Source organism: Bittarella massiliensis (ex Durand et al. 2017), assembly GCF_017566145.1.
Classification (GTDB): Bacteria; Bacillota; Clostridia; order Oscillospirales; family Ruminococcaceae; genus Bittarella; species Bittarella massiliensis_A.
Map to the genome: position 1 here is coordinate 46,430 of NZ_JABFCL010000007.1, position 17,407 is coordinate 63,836.

Annotated in this window: 17 protein-coding genes; 7 read left to right on the forward strand and 10 right to left on the reverse strand. The window is 59.5% G+C overall.

The window, feature by feature from the left end; translation table 11 throughout:
* Positions 1-50: 50 nt before the first annotated feature.
* From HJY11_RS08630 to HJY11_RS08650, 5 genes are all read left to right on the forward strand, one after another.
* On the forward strand, positions 51-410 hold the full coding sequence (locus HJY11_RS08630; RefSeq protein WP_208075566.1) for a hypothetical protein: 360 nt from the start codon (positions 51-53) through the stop codon (positions 408-410).
* Between the two features lie 79 nt (positions 411-489).
* Positions 490-2,472 carry a hypothetical protein gene (locus tag HJY11_RS08635; protein ID WP_208075567.1) on the forward strand — a complete coding sequence of 661 codons (1,983 nt, stop codon included), beginning with the start codon at positions 490-492 and terminating at the stop codon, positions 2,470-2,472.
* A complete protein-coding gene (locus tag HJY11_RS08640) occupies positions 2,469-3,326 on the forward strand; it encodes an ABC transporter ATP-binding protein (RefSeq protein WP_208075568.1) in 858 nt (285 codons plus the stop codon). The genes HJY11_RS08635 and HJY11_RS08640 overlap by 4 nt, the downstream gene beginning before the upstream one ends.
* Positions 3,323-4,912 carry a hypothetical protein gene (locus HJY11_RS08645; RefSeq protein WP_208075569.1) on the forward strand — a complete coding sequence of 530 codons (1,590 nt, stop codon included), beginning with the start codon at positions 3,323-3,325 and terminating at the stop codon, positions 4,910-4,912. The genes HJY11_RS08640 and HJY11_RS08645 overlap by 4 nt, the downstream gene beginning before the upstream one ends.
* A 71-nt stretch (positions 4,913-4,983) precedes the next feature.
* The gene (locus tag HJY11_RS08650; RefSeq protein WP_208075570.1) at positions 4,984-6,039 is read left to right on the forward strand and encodes an NADH:flavin oxidoreductase; all 1,056 of its coding nucleotides are present in this window, start codon (positions 4,984-4,986) and stop codon (positions 6,037-6,039) included.
* Between the two features lie 89 nt (positions 6,040-6,128).
* On the opposite strand, the gene HJY11_RS08655 is transcribed toward HJY11_RS08650, so the two are convergent.
* Positions 6,129-6,863: a DeoR/GlpR family DNA-binding transcription regulator gene (locus HJY11_RS08655; RefSeq protein WP_208075571.1), complete on the reverse strand. Its 735-nt coding sequence runs from the start codon at positions 6,861-6,863 to the stop codon at positions 6,129-6,131.
* 257 nt (positions 6,864-7,120) lie between these two features.
* On the opposite strand from HJY11_RS08655, the gene deoD reads away from it, so the two are divergent.
* Positions 7,121-7,837, forward strand: a complete 717-nt coding sequence (gene deoD / locus HJY11_RS08660; protein WP_208075637.1) for a purine-nucleoside phosphorylase — start codon at positions 7,121-7,123, stop codon at positions 7,835-7,837.
* Positions 7,838-8,270: 433 nt separating this feature from the next.
* Here deoD and HJY11_RS08665 read toward each other — a convergent pair whose 3' ends face one another.
* The 9 genes from HJY11_RS08665 to asnA form a co-directional block, all read right to left on the reverse strand.
* A complete protein-coding gene (locus HJY11_RS08665; RefSeq protein WP_208075572.1) occupies positions 8,271-9,032 on the reverse strand; it encodes a helix-turn-helix domain-containing protein in 762 nt (253 codons plus the stop codon).
* A 477-nt stretch (positions 9,033-9,509) separates the two neighbouring features.
* A complete protein-coding gene (locus HJY11_RS15780; protein WP_438820428.1) occupies positions 9,510-9,716 on the reverse strand; it encodes a hypothetical protein in 207 nt (68 codons plus the stop codon).
* A 45-nt stretch (positions 9,717-9,761) separates the two neighbouring features.
* The gene (locus tag HJY11_RS15785; RefSeq protein ID WP_438820429.1) at positions 9,762-9,980 is read right to left on the reverse strand and encodes a hypothetical protein; all 219 of its coding nucleotides are present in this window, start codon (positions 9,978-9,980) and stop codon (positions 9,762-9,764) included.
* A gap of 30 nt (positions 9,981-10,010) precedes the next feature.
* Positions 10,011-10,772 carry a hypothetical protein gene (locus HJY11_RS08675; RefSeq protein ID WP_208075573.1) on the reverse strand — a complete coding sequence of 254 codons (762 nt, stop codon included), beginning with the start codon at positions 10,770-10,772 and terminating at the stop codon, positions 10,011-10,013.
* Positions 10,772-11,641: an ATP-binding cassette domain-containing protein gene (locus tag HJY11_RS08680; protein WP_208075574.1), complete on the reverse strand. Its 870-nt coding sequence runs from the start codon at positions 11,639-11,641 to the stop codon at positions 10,772-10,774. The genes HJY11_RS08675 and HJY11_RS08680 overlap by 1 nt, the downstream gene beginning before the upstream one ends.
* A gap of 21 nt (positions 11,642-11,662) precedes the next feature.
* Positions 11,663-12,037: a GntR family transcriptional regulator gene (locus tag HJY11_RS08685; protein ID WP_021658427.1), complete on the reverse strand. Its 375-nt coding sequence runs from the start codon at positions 12,035-12,037 to the stop codon at positions 11,663-11,665.
* Between the two features lie 159 nt (positions 12,038-12,196).
* Entirely contained in the window at positions 12,197-12,832 is a 636-nt protein-coding gene (locus tag HJY11_RS08690; RefSeq protein WP_208075575.1) for a flavin reductase, read from the reverse strand.
* Positions 12,833-13,048: 216 nt separating this feature from the next.
* A complete protein-coding gene (locus HJY11_RS08695) occupies positions 13,049-14,653 on the reverse strand; it encodes a peptide ABC transporter substrate-binding protein (protein ID WP_208075576.1) in 1,605 nt (534 codons plus the stop codon).
* Positions 14,650-15,663 (reverse strand): aspartate--ammonia ligase, encoded by a 1,014-nt coding sequence (gene asnA / locus HJY11_RS08700; protein WP_208075577.1) that lies wholly within the window; start codon positions 15,661-15,663, stop codon positions 14,650-14,652. Before asnA ends, HJY11_RS08695 begins: the two co-directional genes overlap by 4 nt.
* Before the next feature lie 336 nt (positions 15,664-15,999).
* Between asnA and murD the strand changes: the two genes are divergently transcribed.
* Positions 16,000-17,388, forward strand: a complete 1,389-nt coding sequence (gene murD / locus HJY11_RS08705) for a UDP-N-acetylmuramoyl-L-alanine--D-glutamate ligase (protein ID WP_208075578.1) — start codon at positions 16,000-16,002, stop codon at positions 17,386-17,388.
* Positions 17,389-17,407 lie beyond the last annotated feature (19 nt).

Here is a 17,407-nt window from a genome sequence, read left to right on the forward strand (position 1 = left end):
TTTACAACCAAGGAAAGCCCGTTCCAATAAATGAACGGGAGGGTATGATGATGAAAAAAGGGTTGGCAGGTGTTGCTGCGATTTGCTGTCTGCTTGCTGTGGCCTTACCGGTGGGCGCGCAAACGGTGACAGCAAATATCACAGGCACAGGGAAGTGTTATTCCAGTAGAACATCCTATACGTCGACCTATGCATCTGGGAAGTTGGAAACCTATTATAATACCGGTACGGTTGTTGGTGAGGGAGCCTATCAGAACGGCACCTACCATGTCGTCATCTCGCTTAAATGCGGCGGTGGCGACGTCCGTGAGGGCAGCAGCGATGCTGATGGATCTAGTCGCTATTGGCGGGCGCAGGGACAATCGGCTTACGGCCACCCGGTAACCGCCGCCATGCATGTGACCATCTAGGTTTTTTCAGAATACGGGAGTGGAAAGGGGAGAGCGTTTGCTTTCCCTTTTCTACTCTGACAGACGGGCGGGGTGTACAGTGAACCTTTTTAAGAGCAGTTGGAAAGTTTTCTGGAGAAATCCCATTACCATGGTGGCCGCCATTGCCCTGTTTGTCGTGTGCAACGGCATTGGAATCTATCTCGCTTTGCAGTTTGATTATGTCCTGGTGTTTACGAGTAGTTTGCTTCGCTGCCAGCTCATCTGGTTCATTGGCTTTGGCATTCTCGGCCAGATTTTTATCGGCAGCGCCAAAGACAAACGGCTGTGGGAGGCCCTGGGGGTGATTCCCGGGGGGAGAGGAAAGCAGTTATTTTCGCAGGGGTTGGTGCTGGGCGCAATTTCCCTCATTTTATTTGTCAACCTTTTTTTGTATGCGTGCATTATCATGGCGAGACAGGGAGACAACAGCGCCGCTATATTTTTTCATTTTTTTAAGGTCTATCTGCTGGATGTGTGGCTTTTGTCAATGATGGGAATTGCCCTGGGTGGGGCAATTGCCGTGGCCTTTGGCAGGGGAGTTGTGTCATATGGGATGCTGATTGGCGCGTTTTTGCTCTTCAGCCCCTCGTTTCAGTGGTTTCTTGTTCAGGTGGGCTATCAAAGCGACGTTGTGCAGTATGGGTCTCTTCTAGAACTTTTTCCTTATCGGACGGGCAGTAGTTTTGTTTATGACTTTTTTTATGGCTACCCCAATGAGGCGGTTCGCTGGAATCGGATTTTGTTCTGGGTGTTTTTCTTCACTGCCATCCTGTGCTGGCTGCTAAAGGGGAAAAGAAAAGTCGGATGGGCGGTTACAGCTCTGTGCACCGTCGTTGCAGTTGGGCAGTTGGCCGGCTTTTTCCTCGGTGGAAGCCAGCACTACTGGGGATACGATTTAAGCAGAGATATATGGCTAGCAGATCAGGACTACTTTGAAAAGCGATCGGACAAAGAGAGACCGGGAAATGTTTCGATTGTGGCATACGACATGAAGTTGTCCGCCAGGCGAGAGCTGCAAGCTGCCGTCACGGTGGAGCTGGCAGACGTGCAGGAGACAGAGCTGCCCTTCACCCTTTACCACGGCTATCGACTGCGCTCCATCAAAGATAATCGAGGGAAAGAGGTCCCCTTTGAGCGGGATGGGGATTACGTTTTGGTCTCCGTTGCCGCCGCCGATCCATCGGCACTGACCTTTCTCTACGAGGGGAATGGCGCAGGGTATTACAGCAATTCCCAGGGAATCCTGTTGTTGGCCAACTTCCCGTACTACCCCATGGCCGGTTATCTGCCGATGGCTCAATTTCAAAAAAGAGCGGACGGATTGGGGGATACCTCTTTCCTGACGTCGGAGAAGGAGTTTCGGGTTGACATTGAGAGCGGCGTCTTCTCCCTCTTTTGCAATCTGCCGGGAGAAAATGGCCACTACGAGGGGCGCGCCAGAGGGCTCACCCTGGTTGGTGGCTTGGGGAAAGCCGTGCGCCTCGGTGAAACGGAAATCTATATGCCACTCCTGAACGAGGACGAAAGTCAGAGTTGGATGAATGCGGAAGAGGCGTTTCGCCTTTCCGAAGAAGAGAGGGAGCAGCTTTGCCAAAAACTTGGCCTATCCGCTGAACAGCTACACAGTCCCAAAATCATTGTTGGCGGCGGAAACCTGCCTGTCAGTTCGTTTCTCCAATTGCCGGACCATACCTATACACTTTTAAATATACGCAGCCTGAATAACCTTAGTCTGCAAAACAGCTTGCCGGACTACATTCAGCGAAGATCTTATTCGGCGCTGGAAGTGCTCAAAGGGGAGACCGGCAATCCGATGATCGATGAAAAGAGAGAGGTCTTGAAGGCGTTTTTAAGCTTCTCGCTCTACGGAAAGCGGGCGGTTGTGGAGAGATTGGGACGGGAGAGCGACGGAATCGCCTATCAAATTGGCCGGTCGATCATGGAGGACGGAGAGGCAGCCGTCCTGCAAAAGCTCTATCAATATTTGCTGGACGAAGAAGATATGCGGCCTCTGCAAGAGGTGTTGGAGGTGCAGGGATGATTCGGGTAGATCATCTGGAGAAGCGCTTTGGCAAAAAAGTTGCCGTACAGGACATCACCCTGACATTGGAACGGGGGGTATACGGCCTGTTGGGCCCCAACGGGGCGGGAAAAACGACCCTGATGCGAACGATTTTGGGCCTTTACAAGCCAGACGGAGGCCAGGTGCGGTGGGGCGAGGCAAATGCCCGCGGCAGTGACTTTTCTTTCGGCTACCTGCCGCAGCAGTTCATGGCCTTTGAAGAACTTACGGTAGAGGAGACGCTGGCCTATTTTGCCACCTTGAAAAAGATTCCCAAATCCCAGCGAAACGAAGAGGTTGCCCGCTGTTTAAAGCTCGTAAGGCTTACGGGGGAGGCAAAAAAGAAGATGGGCGCCCTTTCGGGGGGAATGGTTCGCCGCATTGGAATTGCCCAAGCCCTTCTGGGCAACCCGTCCGTCGTCTTTTTTGACGAGCCCACCGCCGGGCTGGACCCAGAGGAGAGAATGAATTTTAAAATGTGTATTGCGGAGATCAAAAAGCAAGCGACGGTGTTGATTTCCACCCACATTGTATCCGACGTGGAGGGAATCTGTGATCACATTCTGATCCTCCATAATGGTCGGCTGGCGGCCACAGGCACAAGAAAAGAGATTGAAGAGATTGCCCGCGGAAAGGTATGGGTGGTTCCGGCAGAGGCCAAAAGGGAAAGCACAGAGGGACACTGGCACTTAATCAATGTTTACGAGCAAGATGGGCAGGAGTGGATGCGGGTGTTGTCCGGCGAACAATTGGCTGAAGGCAAACTGGTACAGCCCAATGTGGAGGATGGGTACTTTTGCTGTATCAGGGGGATCGGGGGGGAGAGCAGATGAGAGACCGGCTGCGAATTCTCTATTCGGGGTTTCGCAATATGGGAAAGGTGTACTGGGCCCCTTATTTTCTGCTATTTCTTTTTCTTCCCTATATGGCCTATCAACCGGTGGCAGTGGCGCAATTCAGCGACCAATTTGTTCCACTCATCTCAACCGATATGCTGCAGTCATTTTCCGCTTATATCCCCCTGATTCCCGTTTGGTATTTGGTATTTTACTTCAGAGGGCAATTTGAGCCGGGTGCGGCGGAGCTGCTGCTGGCCTACCGCCGAATTCCCTATGTCAGGTCATTTGACGCACTGTCGATCTGGGCGCACACGGCCTTCTTACTGCTCCCCTTTGCCCTTCTTTTAAAAATGTGGCTGCATTTTACCAATCTGCTTCTCTATTCGCTGCAATATGCAATCATTATGTTTGTTTACTGCGTGGTGTTTTTCACCATCATGATCCTCTTTCGCTCGGTCCTGTTGGCGGCGGCAGTTCCAATCATATATCATCTGCTGACTTCAATTGGGGGAGAGGAGAGCATTCTGTTTCTCGGCAATCGGGCGTTGAATGGCGAAATCCTGCTCACCAAATACCTGCCACTGTTTTTCCTGTCGTTGGCAGTGGGCATTGGCGTTGCGCAGATTGACCAGAACAGAAAGACCTTGGAGCGAACGGTTGCCCCACAGATCAAAAAGTTGCGATACGGGAAGTACAAAACGCTTTTTTTTGCCGGGATGACGGTGCTTGCAATTGGTGGGGGAGTGCTGATTTATCAGACATTCAAACCTGACAAAACGGGGCACAAGGTCTATGAGGGAGAATCGTTGGTTGCCTCCCTTCTCAAACATTTTCAGACGGAAATCCCAGCAGGAACTACTCCATACTTTTATTTTGCCGAACGGTGTGCCGCAGGACTCGCCCCCATGATGGAGAAAGACGATTCGGTTGAGAGCTCTGCCGAAGCCGGATCGGCGGATGCCTACCTCTACTTTTACTATTTTGACCAGATGTGGCGGCGATTTGCGCCGCAGCGAGAGGCGGAGAGCCTGATAGAACAGAACCGCCAGGTGCTGTGTGTGCAGGCACCCAGTATTTTGGAAAAGCAACCCTATGCGGATTATACGGTTGCAAGCTACCATTGGATGTACCGACAGCGCCTTTGCAGGGAGATGGTGGAGGAGGGCTATCAAGAACAGGGTGAATACTATCAAAAAGAAATTCAGGAATTGGTCTGGGAAAATGTAGAGGAAGATGTTCAATTCCTCCTTCAGCAATCGAATCTAGGGGATGACACACCGGCGTTTTGGGAACGGGCAGCACTGGATCGGGACTGGATTTACACCCGACTGTCCCTTTCGGCAAAAGACCAGACCAAGGTTCTGTCCTACGCCAGGTTGGCCTATATTCGCCATCGTGCATCAGAGCTGGGGTTGGCCTGTCCTGACTATCGGGGCAAGACAATTGGAAATTTAGAGGTGCAGACCTCTGAGTTGGTTGAAGAGATCAACGGGAGCCCCTCACAGATGCAGAAAAATGAAAGGTATAATTCCCCATACTCGCACTGTGGAATATGGCCTAAGGAGTGGATGAATTTTTAATCCATTTGGCATTCGTGAAAAAGAAACTGTGCTATACTGATTGATATATAAAAGAAAGAGGAGTCATGACCATGCACCCCGTTTTTACCCCGGTGACCCTGCGGACCATGACGGTAAAAAACCGGATCGCCCGTTCCGCCACCCACGACTATATCGGCAACGAGACCGGCTATGTGAGCGACTTACAGGCCGACATCTGGGAGGAGCTGGCCCAAAATGACCTGGGCCTCTTCATCACCGGCCACCTCTATGTGGATGCCCTGGGCCAGGCGTCGGCCAGCCAGAACGCCCTGGACCACGACCGCTACATTCCGGCCCTGGCGCGCGCGGTGAAGCGGGTGCAGCGCCACGGCTGCAAAGTGGTGGCCCAGCTCAGCCACGCTGGGGCCAAGGCCACCCCGGAGGTGCCCCTGGCCCCCTCCGCCATCACCCTGGAGCCGGGTGCGCCGGCCCGCGCCATGACCAAAGAGGAGATCGCCCAGGCGGTGGCGGCCTTTGCCGCCGCCGCGGGGCGGGCCCAGGCAGCCGGCTGCGACGGGGTGCAGATCCACTGCGCCCACCTCTACCTGCTTTCCCAGTTCATCACCCCCTGCTGCAACCGCCGCGACGATGGGTACGGCGGCAGCCGGGAGAACCGCTTTCGCATTGTGGAGGAGGTGCTGGCCGCCGTGCGGGCCCGCTGTGGAGAGGGCTACCCGATCTTTGTCAAGATCAACAGCAACGCCCCCGAAGGGGACGAGGCGTACGCCGCCGACCTGCCCTATATGATGGAGCGGTTTGCCGCCTGGAAGGTGGAGGCGGTGGAGTTTAGCGGCTGTGATTTCTACCAGCGCAAGGGGCAGCACAACTACTACCTGAAGCGGGCCGCCCAGCTGCGAAAGACCGCCGACCAGCCGGTGATGCTGGTGGGAGGCGTGCGCACCCTGGAGGACATGGCGGCGGTGCTCGACCGGGGGATTGAGATGGTCTCTCTCTGCCGCCCCTTTATCTGCCAGGCAGACTTGATCCCCCGCCTGCGGGCAGGGGAGGGGGCGGCCTGCGTCAGCTGTGGCCAGTGCAGCAGTACAGGCAGCAAGCCGGGCCAGGCCCGCTGCATCTTCAACCGCAAAATCCCCGGGGCAGTTTGAGGGGAGAGGCACTAAAGGAGAAAGAGCGCCCCCCGCCGGGAACTCGGCGGGGAGCGCTCTTTGACGGTGGTTTTGAAGCGGAGAGGGGGTTAAGCCAGGCGGAGGGCGACCCCCGTCTCCTCCAAATCGGCTTGCCACTGGGGGGAGAGCTGGGTGTCGGTGACGATGGTGTCCAGCTGGGAGAGGTCGCAGAAGTGGGAGGAGCGCACCTGGCCGAACTTGCCCGAGTCCGCCACCAGGATTTTTTGAGAGGAGGACTGAAGGACCGCCTCCTTCACCGCCACCTCGTAGGGGTTGGCGCAGGTGACCCCCAGGGTCTGGTGGATGCCGGCAGCCGAGAGAAAGGCCTTGTTGACCCGGATGCGGCGGATGAAGGACACCCCCTCGGCGGATTCCAACATCTCGGTGTTGGGGTGGTAGACCCCGCCGCACATCAACAGGCGGATGCCGGGCCGGTTGCGCAGGGCGAAGAGGACGTTGGCGTTGTAGCAGAGGACGGTCAGGTCGTAGTTGGTGGGGATGTGGGGCAGGATTTTGGCGGTGGTGCTGCCGGTGTCGATGGCGATGACGTCCCGCGGCTCGATGAGGGCGGCGGCGGCCCGGCCGATCTGCTCCTTCTGGGCGTTGGCCTTTTCCAGCTCCTGCAGCAGGGAGTAGCCCCCCTCCTCCCCGTCGGAGGGGTGGCCCAGCTCCAGTTCGGCCAGGTCCCGGCGCACCGTCATCTCCGACACCGCCAGCCGGGTGGCCAGGGTGCGGATGGGCAGCATCCCCTGGGCGGATATTATCTGCAGCAGAAGGCTCTGCCGCTGTTCCTTTTTTGTCATAAAAACACCCCATTTGTTTCCGATCTTCTTTCAATTTATCATGTCTGCCGCGCTATGTAAATAGAAAGTGGGCCAGCTTTTTGTGTGGCTTTCACAACTCTTTGTCAAACCGTTTCCTTTTTGTTGACGATTGTATTTTACCATGTTATGTTGTAAATAACAAATGTTATATTTAAAGCACCATTTGTTTTAATACGGTCACGTCGGCTGGGCAGAGACCTGCTGTGCCGGCGGCAGAACAGAGGAGGATATGAATGATGGCAACGCCACACAACACAGCAGAAAAGGGACAGATCGCCAGCACCGTTCTCATGCCGGGGGACCCTCTGCGCGCCAAGTACATTGCAGATACCTACCTGGACAATGTGAGCGAGTTCAACCACGTGCGGGGGATGCTGGGCTTTACCGGCACCTACCGGGGCAAACCGGTCTCGGTGATGGGCAGCGGGATGGGGATCCCCTCCATCGGCATCTACTCCTACGAGCTGTTTCACCACTACGGGGTGGACAATATCATCCGCCTGGGCTCCTCCGGCTCCTATGTGGAGGGGCTCAACCTCTTCGACGTGGTGATGGCCACCGCCGCCTGGAGCGCCTCCACCTACGCCCTGGCGCAGAGCGGGTACGACAAGGACCTCACCTACCCCAGCACCCAGCTCAACGCCCAGCTCAAGGAGAGCGCCCAGCGCCTGGGGAAAGAACTGGTGGAGGGGGTCGTCCACTCCAGCGACGTGTTCTACTACCACGGGGTGGACAAGGCCGCCTACATTGAAAAACTCAACCGGGAGCACGGCTGTATCTGCATCGACATGGAGAGCTTTGCCCTCTTTCACAACGCGGCCCTCAACGGCAAGAGAGCCGCGACCCTGCTGACCATCTCCGACACCCTGAAGGGGGAGAAACAGTCCATCTCCTCGGCCGACCGGGAGTTGGCCCTCACCAACATGATGGAGATCGCCCTGGGCATTCTGTGAGGAATTGCCCCTGTCAAATCGCTGTCGAGAGCCCCTGCCCCGTTGGGGGCGGGGGCTCTCGGCGCGCTGAGGAAGAAAAGCCCTGGGCCGGGCCCCCAAATGCCGCCGCTGGAATGCCTGTGCGGGGAGATGCGCCTGCCGTCCGCCCTGCCGGGGGATATAGGCGCGCCCTTTTCAGGGCAGGGTTTCCCCCTTTGAGCGCTGAGGGCGTCCTTCGCCCCCCTGCAGCGGGGGAGGTGGTGGGCTCCCCGGCGATTTGCGCCGTTGCGCCGTTCCATCTGCCCGGCAAGGAGCGCCGGGGTTTGACGGCCCCCGGGCCATTGCCGGCAGTGCCAGTCCGGCAGTCTTTCAGGGCGCGGACAGGACCGCGCCAAAAGGGACAGCGCCCCGGCGGAAATCCATCCGCCGGGGCGCTGTTTCTTCTCTGTGGGGACTATTCCAAAAAGAGGGTGAGAAAGTCGACAAGGGCCTTCCAGGCGTGGGGGTACTCGTCCAAAATGATCCGGCGCAGCGAATCGGGAGTGCAGCTCCCGCGGGGGATGGTCAAACTTCCCCGCATCCGTTCACCAAGGGCGATGTGGCCAGAGGCAAACCCGCCGATGGCCACCCGGTCGGCCAGGGCCGCGCCCCCCACTGCATAGACGCCGATGGAGAGCCCGCCCAGGGAAACCACCCCCACCGCCAGCCCGCCAATGGCCAGCAGGCCGATCGCCGCCCCGCCCAGGGCCACCCCGCCCAGAGCGAGCCCGCCGATGGCCAACAGCCCCAGGGAGAGCCCGCCGAGGGAGAAAAGGCCGGCCGAGAGCGCCCCCAGGGAGAGGAGGCCGGTGGCCAGATTGCCGATGGCCAATATCCCCTTGGCGCGGCAGAGCCCCCACCCCAGGTGGATGTGTACCAGGGGCAACCCGAAGAGGGTTCGCTTGCTCTTGTACTCCCAGTGCAGGCGGCGGGGGAAGGGCGTTGCGTCATCGGCCGGGGGGAGCGGCTGTCGGGGCTGCTTCTCCCCCTTGACCAGTTCGTCTAGGCTGACGTCAAAGTAGTCGCTCAAGGCGACCAGGTTGCCCACGTCGGGGGTGGAAGCGCCGGACTCCCACTTTTGCACCGCCTGGCGGGAAACCCCCAGAACTTCGGCCAGCTCTTCCTGCGAGAGTTGGCGGGCCCTGCGCAGCGCGTACAGTTTTTCAGATATGCCCATTGATTTTTATCCACCTTGTTCATCAGTTTGCCGGGCGCCGTCGCCGCGGCTGTCTCCACTATAGGGGAAAGCCCCCTTTTCTTCTACCAACCGAGGGAGGCAATTTTGACAACCGCTGGTTGCACATCGCATGGCGGCGCGTTTTGGGGGAAAAAGATTGCGCCGTTTCAGTATACTCCATCTGTGCGGAGAAGCAAAGAGAAAGGGAGGAGAAAGCCCCTTTTCTGAGTAGAAAGAGGGGGAAGGGGCTTCTGCTGGCCGAGGGGTGTTTGAACCGTGGAAACCCCAACTGAACTGTCAAAGCTGCCGAGCAGCCTGATGAACCACAGTGCTGTCGCCATATATTTTTGCCCGGCATAACAAAAGCCCCCTGATGGAATCTATTCCTCTCCATCGGGAAGCCTTTGCCGACTCTCCGTTTTTACCCGTTCGATTTGTTGAGGGACGGCTTTTTGAAAAGGCGGGAAGAGGCGGCGTTTACCCCTCGCCCTCCCGGCGGTGTTGCAGGTGGATGCCAATGTGCCCCACCCCCAAGACCAGGGCGGCCAACACCATCCAGATCACCCGGCCGTAGATGCCCAGGGCGAGGAGGGCCAGCACCGGCAGGGTCGCCCCGGCCACTGGGATGCCCAGCAGCGGGCGATAGAAGTCCCGCAGGGTGCGCCCGCTGCGAAAATAGCGCACCCACCAGCACTCATAGGCGACCATCAGAATAAAGGAGAGGGCTAGTCAAAGGCTGCGGGGGGAGAGGGGGCGCAGGTTGAAGTCGGAGAAGAGGAGGGCGCAACAGGTGACGCCGGCTTCGCCCACCCGCTCCAGGGCCGCCAGCAGCCGGTTTCCCCCAGCAGGGGTGTAGCCGGCGGGCTGGCGCTTGACCCAGTACAGGTTGGGGATGAAGAGCATTGCCAGCCAGAGCAGGCCGATGTGGGAAAAGCCCAGATGCCCCACGGCGATTCCCCCTTTCCGCCGCCGGAGCGGCTATTTTTTGAGGACGGCCCGCCGGGTCAGCAGCCAACCGCAGAGGGTGAGGAACAGTGCCAGCACCATGGCAGTGGCCATGGGGGGCCAGGCGCTGTGAGAGGTGATCCCCAGAATGGCCGAGAAAAAGCGGGTCAGGCCGCCGGTGACGGACTGGGGGAGGATCGGCCAGAGGAGGGTGGTGAGGACGACCAGCAGCCAGGGAACCACCCAGAAGGTCATCCGCAGCAGTTTGCTCATCCGGTAAAAGAGGGTGCTGATAAAAAAGCCGATCAGGTAGATGGCAAAGCCCAGCACCGCCAGGAAGAGAAAGCTCATCAGCAGGGTGAGGGCCTCTTTGCCCGCGCTCTGGGCGCTGATGGCCACGCCGTCCGGCTGGAAGATCAGCCGCTCCCGCTCAAAACACAGGGTGTACAGGGTGGGCATGGGGTAAAAGAGGCCGACGAGGCGGTTGATGACAATCATCACCGCCGCCGAGAGAATGGACGGCAACAGACCGCTGAGGGCGGTGCCCAGAAAGAAGTCCCGGCGGGAGACGTTGTTGGCCATGGCGAAGAAGAAGTTGTAGCGAAAACCCACCACTCCACAGATAAAGAGGAAGATGAGGATAGACATATCGCTGCCGACGGTGTTCCCCCCTGGGATCAGATAGGAGAGCAGGGCGTTGAGGAGGACGATGGCGGTGTAGATAAAAAAGAAGATGGCTGTGGGCCGCAGGGAATCGGATAGATTGTAGCGCATGACGGTGAGGGTGTGTTTCATTACAGTGTGCCTCCTTTGCCCTGGGTCAGGTGGATGAACAGGTCTTGCAGCTTGGGCCGCATCAGGGTCAGGTGCAGCCGGTCGGCCTGTTCCCGGTCGGCCGGGCCGGCCACTGTGGCCGAGAGGTAGGGGCCCATCCGCTCGGTGTGAACGGCCGCCCGCCCGGAGAGGTAGCCCAATACTTCGCCCTCGGCTCCGGAGACGCAGTGGTAGCCGTCCAGCAGTTGGTCCACGCGCTCGCTCACCAGCACCCGGCAGTCCTCCAGAATGATCACCGACTCCAACAGGTCGGAAATCTCCTCGATGATGTGGGTTGAGAGGACCACCGTGCAGCCCTTCTCCCCGTAGAGGGAGAGGACCTCTCTGTAAAACAGGCTGCGGTGGCCCGCATCCAGCCCCAGCACCGGCTCGTCGAAGATGAGCACCTCGGCGCCGGAGGAGAGGGTGACGATCAGCTTGACGATGGAGGCGTAGCCGGTGGAGAGGGACTTGATTCGCTTTTGGGGGTCGAGGGCGAAGGCGGCGGTGAGGCGGTCGGCCCGGGCCCGGTCGAAATGGGGGTAGAAATCAGCTGTCCAGCGGTAGAGCTCGGCCACCCGCATGTTTTCGGGGTAGAGGGCGACCTCGCTCATGCAGTAGATTTTGCGCAGGGGGTCCCCGGGCCCACCCACGGGGGTCCCATCCACAGAGATCTCCCCCCGGTCGGGAAAGATGCGCTGGGTGATCAGGTTGAGCAGGGTGGATTTGCCCACCCCGTTGCGCCCCAGCAGGCCGTAGATGCGGCCCTGCTCAAAAGTCAGGTCGATGTCTCTGAGCACTTCAGCTTTGCCGTAGCTCTTGCAGAGACCGCGAATTGCGATGGTTGCCATGGTAGAACTCTCTCCTCTCTTTTAGCCGCGGTCGGCTTTGGCGCGCTGCAACAGGGCGATGACGTCGTCCACACTGATCTGCAGCTTTTCGGCCTCTTTGAGCAGGGCGCTCACATAGGTGCCGTAAAAATCCTCTCTCCTCTTGGCCAGCAGAATCTCTCTGGCCCCCTCTTTGACAAACATTCCCACGCCTCTTCTCTTGTACAAAATTCCCTGTTCCACAAGGAGGTTATACCCCTTGGCCACGGTGGCGGGATTGACCTTGTAGCCCACCGATATTTCGGTGGTGGAGGGAATCTGTCCCTCTTCCGGCAACACCCCCAGGACGATGTCGTCCTCAATGGAGCGGGTGATCTGCTGATAGATGGGCAGGTCGCTGCCAAAGTCCAGGTGCATGGCGATCCCTCCCTCTTGTTATTTGGTTCATTACTTGTGTAATTGACTATATAACTTTGCGTTCCCCTTGTCAACGGTTTTCCAAAAATTTTTTGTCGGAGGGCGGTTGGCAAAAAAATCCCCCGCCCTGTTGGGCGGGGGAGAGGGGGACGAGTGGGGTTACAGCTTGACGAATTTGTCGGCCCCCTGGTGGCAGATGGGGCAGATAAAGTCGGGGGGGAGGGTCTCCGACTCGAGGATGTAGCCGCAAACGGTGCAGCGCCAGCCCTTGACGGCGGGCTGTACCGCGGCCTCGCCCTTGTAGGAAGGGGCGTTTTTGGGGGTGCCGCCCTTTTTCACGGTCTGGTAGTAGGTGTAGGTGAGCACCTCGTCCTGGCTCAAGGTCTCGGCCTCCTCCGCCTCGCCGATGAAGAGGATGTGGGTGCCCAGGTCCAGCTGGTCGATCACCTTGCAGCTGACAAAGGCGGCGGCGCTCTCGGTCACGTAGGGGATGCCTGCCCTGTCCCGCGCGTGGGGGGTGGCGGCGAACTTGTCCTCATCGGCGCTGGAGCGAAAGCCAAAGCGGCCGATGAGATCCATGCTGGCCTCTTGCAACAGCGAGATGGCGGCAAACCGCCCCGACTTGGCAATGATCTGGGTGGTGAAGTTGTCCTTGCTCACCGCCACCGCCACCTTGACGGGCTCAGCCGTTACCTGGGTGAGGGTGTTGACGACGCAGCCGGCCGCCTTCCCTTCAAACTCGCTGGAGAGGATGTAGAGCCCATAGGTGAGTTTGTAAAATGCTTTTAAGTCCATACCTGCGCCTCCATTATTTTTTAATAATAGGAATCATTCCTGTTTCTGGTATTAACTATACTATATTTATCCAAAAAATGCAAGGGCTTTTGCAAAAAAGTGGGGGAAAGGGAACCCCCTCTCCTTTCAGGATAGGCCGACAGGGGATGATTTATGAGAGAGATAGTTCGATCGCACAAAAAAACCGCCCGGCAGATGGGGGCGGTTTTAAGGGGGTTAGCCCTTGCGGGCCTCTTTGAATTTGACGTAGCCGAAGAAGGGGTTGTACTCGATGTGCTCGGCCTTTTCCCCCTGCACGAAAAACTGCGCCTGGTAGTAGAGGGGGATGATGCAGCCGGTATGGAGGACGACCTCCTCCAGCTGTTTGCAGAGAGCTTCCTTCTCGGCGGTGGAGGTGGCGTTGTTGACCTGCTCCAACAGGCCGTCCACCGCCGGGTCGGAGAGGCGGGGCAGGTTCCACTCACTGCCGGTGGCAAAATCGCCCAGGTAGGCCTCGACGCTGTTTTGGGTGGAGGTGACCGGCAGCAGGGCGATGTCGAAGTCGCCGGAGTTCACCAGGGCCTCCACCTCGGAGAGGGGTTGGGCGGCGGCCTGGGTGGGAAAGAAGTTCAGGTCCCGCTGCCAGAGCTGCATCAGTTCGCCGAGATAGCCCTCACTCCCCTCGGGACAGAGGACGGTGAGGGCGTCGGGGCGCTCTTTCCCCAGGGCGGCCAACCCCTGGGAGAAGAGCTCCTTGGCCGTCGCCGCGTTGGGGGCCTCGACGACGGTGGTCCCGGCGTACTCCCGAAAAGACTGGCCCATCATGGTGACGCTGGGGGGGACCAGGCCGCCGGCGACCTTCAGGTAGGCGGGCAGCAGGTCCTTGATGGCGCTGGTGTCGGTGGCCAGCATCAGCCCGCGGCGGACAGATTGGTTTTGCAGCATCCCCCGCTGGGTGTTGAGCACCAGGCACCAGGTGGTGTTGTCGTAGGTGAGGGCCCGCTCGGCCAGCTTGCCGCCCGGGTGCTCTCGGTACAAAAAGCAGTCGCTCTTGCCGCTCTCGAATCGGGCCTTGCGCTCGTCATATCCGCCCTCCACCGAGAGCAATACGCTCCCCGCCACCACCGGCGAGTCGGATTTGTAGGTGCTGTTGGCCTTTAGGAAGAGGTAGTTGGCGTCCTCGTTGTCGATCCAGGTGTCCAGCAGGAAGGGCCCGTTGGAGAGCAGGTCCTTGCTGCTAAGGCCGTAGCCGCCCTTGGTCCCCTCGAAAAAGGCCTGGTTGCAGGGAAAGGCCGCCGGGGTGGTGAGCAGGTCGGTGAAGAAGGGGTCGCTGTGCCAGAGGTCGATGACCAGGGTGCGCTCGTCCACCGCCTTGACCCCCAGCCCCTCCAGCGAGCCGGTGCCCTCGTAGTAGGCGCGGCTGCCGGAGATGGAGAAGAAATCCCCCGCATAGGGCGAGCGGGTGGCCTTGTCGAACAGGCGCTGGAAGGCAAAGGCAAAGTCATAGGCGGTCACCGGGGTGCCGTCGGACCAGGTGGCGTCGGCGCGCAGGGTGAACCGATAGCGCTTTTCGCTGTTTTCGGTGGTGTAGGACTCGGCCACCCCGGGCACGATCTCCCCGCTGGCGGTCTTGACCAGCAGCCCCTCGAAAATGTTCCCCACCACCGTGAGGGAGGCGCTGTCGCTGGCCAGCTGAGGGTCGAGGTTTTCGGGGTTTTGCCCTAGGTCGTAGACGATCTTTTTCCCCCCGCCCCGGTTGCCACAGGCTGTCAGCGACAGGCAGAGGGCGGCGGCCAGCAGGGCGGCTGTCCACCGTTGCAGCCCCTTTTTGAGCGCCCTCACAGCAGGTGGATGCCGTGGCGCGCGCAGGCGGCCACGTCCTCCTCCGGCCAGACGCTGGCCTGCACCTCGCCGATGTGGGCCTTTTGCAGAAGCAGCATGCAGATGCGGGACTGGCCGATCCCCCCGCCGATGGTCAGGGGCAGGGTCTCGTCGATGAGCATCCGGTGGAAGGGGAACTTCACCCGGTCGGTGGCCTTTCGTTCGGCCAGCTGGTAGAGGAGGGCCTCCCGGTCCACCCGAACGCCCATGGAGGAGATCTCCAGCGCCCGCTCCAGCAGGGGGTACCAGACCAAAATATCCCCGTTGAGGGACCAGTCGTCGTAGTCGGGGGCGCGGCCGTCGTGGGGTTCGCCCCCCTGCAGCTTGCCGCCGATCTGCTGTAAAAAGACCAGCTTCTTCTCCCGGCAGATCAGGTCTTCCCGCTCTTTGGGGGTGCGCTGGGGCCAGCGGTCCTCCAGCTCCTGGGTGGTGACAAAGGCGATCTCGCTGGCGATCACCGGCTCCACCTGGGGAAAGGCCTCGCAGAGTTTCTGCTGGGTGGTGTAGAGGGCGTCCACGATCTGGTTGACCGTCTCCCGGAGGGTGTACTCGTTGCGGGTCTGGCGGGTGATGACCTTCTCCCAGTCCCACTGGTCGACATAGACCGAGTGCAGGTTGTCCAGCACCTCGTCCCGGCGGATGGCGTTCATGTCGGTGTAGAGGCCGGTATCCGGCCCAAAACCGTATTTTTTGAGGGCCACCCGTTTCCACTTGGCCAGGGAGTGGACGATCTCCACGTCTGATCCGGCGTCGCGGATGTCGAAGGAGACGGGGCGCTCCACTCCGTTCAGGTTGTCGTTGAGGCCGCTGTCCTGGGTGACAAAGAGGGGGGCCGAGACCCGGGTCAGGTTGAGGTTTTGCGCCAGTTCCCGCTCGAAGGTGTCTTTGATCAGTTTGATGGCCACCTGGGTCTCCATCACCGAGAGGGGGGCGCAGTACCCCTCGGGAAAGATGAGGGCTTGTACAGACATGGGCATTCTCCTTTTTATAGGGGCAGAGGGCGCCTTTCTGGCAAACAAGTTGCACAGGAACAGCCCTTGATATTTGTGACATTTATGGATGAAATTATCATACCATCCCCACCGGTCGATTTCAACCGCAACCGGCGCTCTTTTGCCCTTTTTCGGGGGATTTGGTTGCCTTTGGCAGGGGGAAAACGTATAATAAAAATATCTGTGGACAGCGCGCCGCGGGTCTGGCCCCGCCGGCCGCCGAAAATTGCGCGCAAAAGGGCCGGGGCGGATCGCCCGCGCCGGCGATTGTCGGGCGCCCGGACGGGCCAGAATCAATGCAGGGGGGATTTGCCGATGAAGAGCAAAGCAGCGCTTTTTTTTGAAGGGATGAAGGGGAAGACCGTCTCCTTCGTGGGGGCGGGGGTCAGCCATTTTGACTGCATCCGCCTCTTTCGCGAGAAGGGGATTCGGGTGCTGGTGCGCGACCGCGCCGGCCGCGAAAAGATGGGGGAGACCGCCGACCGATTAGAGGCCATGGGGGTCTCCCTGATTTTGGGGGAGGGCTATTTGCAGGACATCTGCGAGGACGTCCTCTTTCGCACCCCCGGCATGAAGTTTTACACCCCCGAACTCACCGAGGCCCGGGCCCGCGGGGTGGTAGTCACCTCTGAGATGGAGGTATTTTTCGCCCTCTGCCCCTGCAGGATCATCGGGGTCACCGGCAGCGACGGCAAGACCACCAGCACCACCATCCTCTCGGAGTTTTTGAAGGCAGAGGGGAAGACGGTCCACCTGGGGGGGAATATTGGCCGGGCCCTGTTGCCCATTGTCGAGGAGATCGGCCCTGAGGACTTCGCGGTGGTGGAACTCTCCAGCTTTCAGCTGATCTCCATGCGCCAGAGCCCGGACATCGCCCTCATTACCAATGTGGCCCCCAACCACCTGGATATGCACAAGGACATGGCCGAGTATGTGGACGCCAAGCGCAACCTCTACCTCCATCAGGGCGCTTTTTCCAAGACGGTGCTCAACTTTCACAACGACATCACCCGCTCCTTCGCCGAGGGGGTGCGGGGGGATCTGTACTGGTTTGACCGCTTTGCCCCGGTGGCGCGGGGGGCCTTTTTAAACGAAGAGGGCGTGCTCTGCATGGCCGACGGGGCGGGGGTGCACCCCCTCTTTCACAAGTCGGAGATCCGCATCCCCGGGGAGCACAACGTGGAAAATTACCTGGGGGCCATCGCCGCTGCCTGGGGCCTTGTCTCCCCCGAGACCATGCGGAAGGTGGCGGCGGCCTTCGGCGGGGTGGAGCACCGCATCGAGTTTGTGCGGGAGCTGGACGGGGTGCGCTACTACAACGACTCCATCGCCAGCAGCCCCACCCGCTCCATCGCCGGGCTGCGCTCCTTTGACCGGCGGATCATCATGATCGCCGGCGGGTACGACAAGAAAATCCCCTATGATCCCCTGGGACCGGTGGTGGCCGAGCGGGTCAAGGTGCTGGTGCTGATGGGCGCCACCGCCGAGAAGATCGAGGCGGCGGTCACCGGCTGCCCCGCATACGACCCCCAAAAGCTGCAGATCCTCCACGCCGCCGACATGGCGGAGGCGGTGGCCAAGGCGCGGGCGGCCGCCCAGCCGGGGGACATCGTCAGCCTCAGTCCGGCCTCGGCCAGCTTTGATCTCTACAAAAATTTTGAGGTGCGGGGCAACCACTACAAGGACATTGTCAACGCCCTTTAGGGCGGCGGAAGGGAGCGAG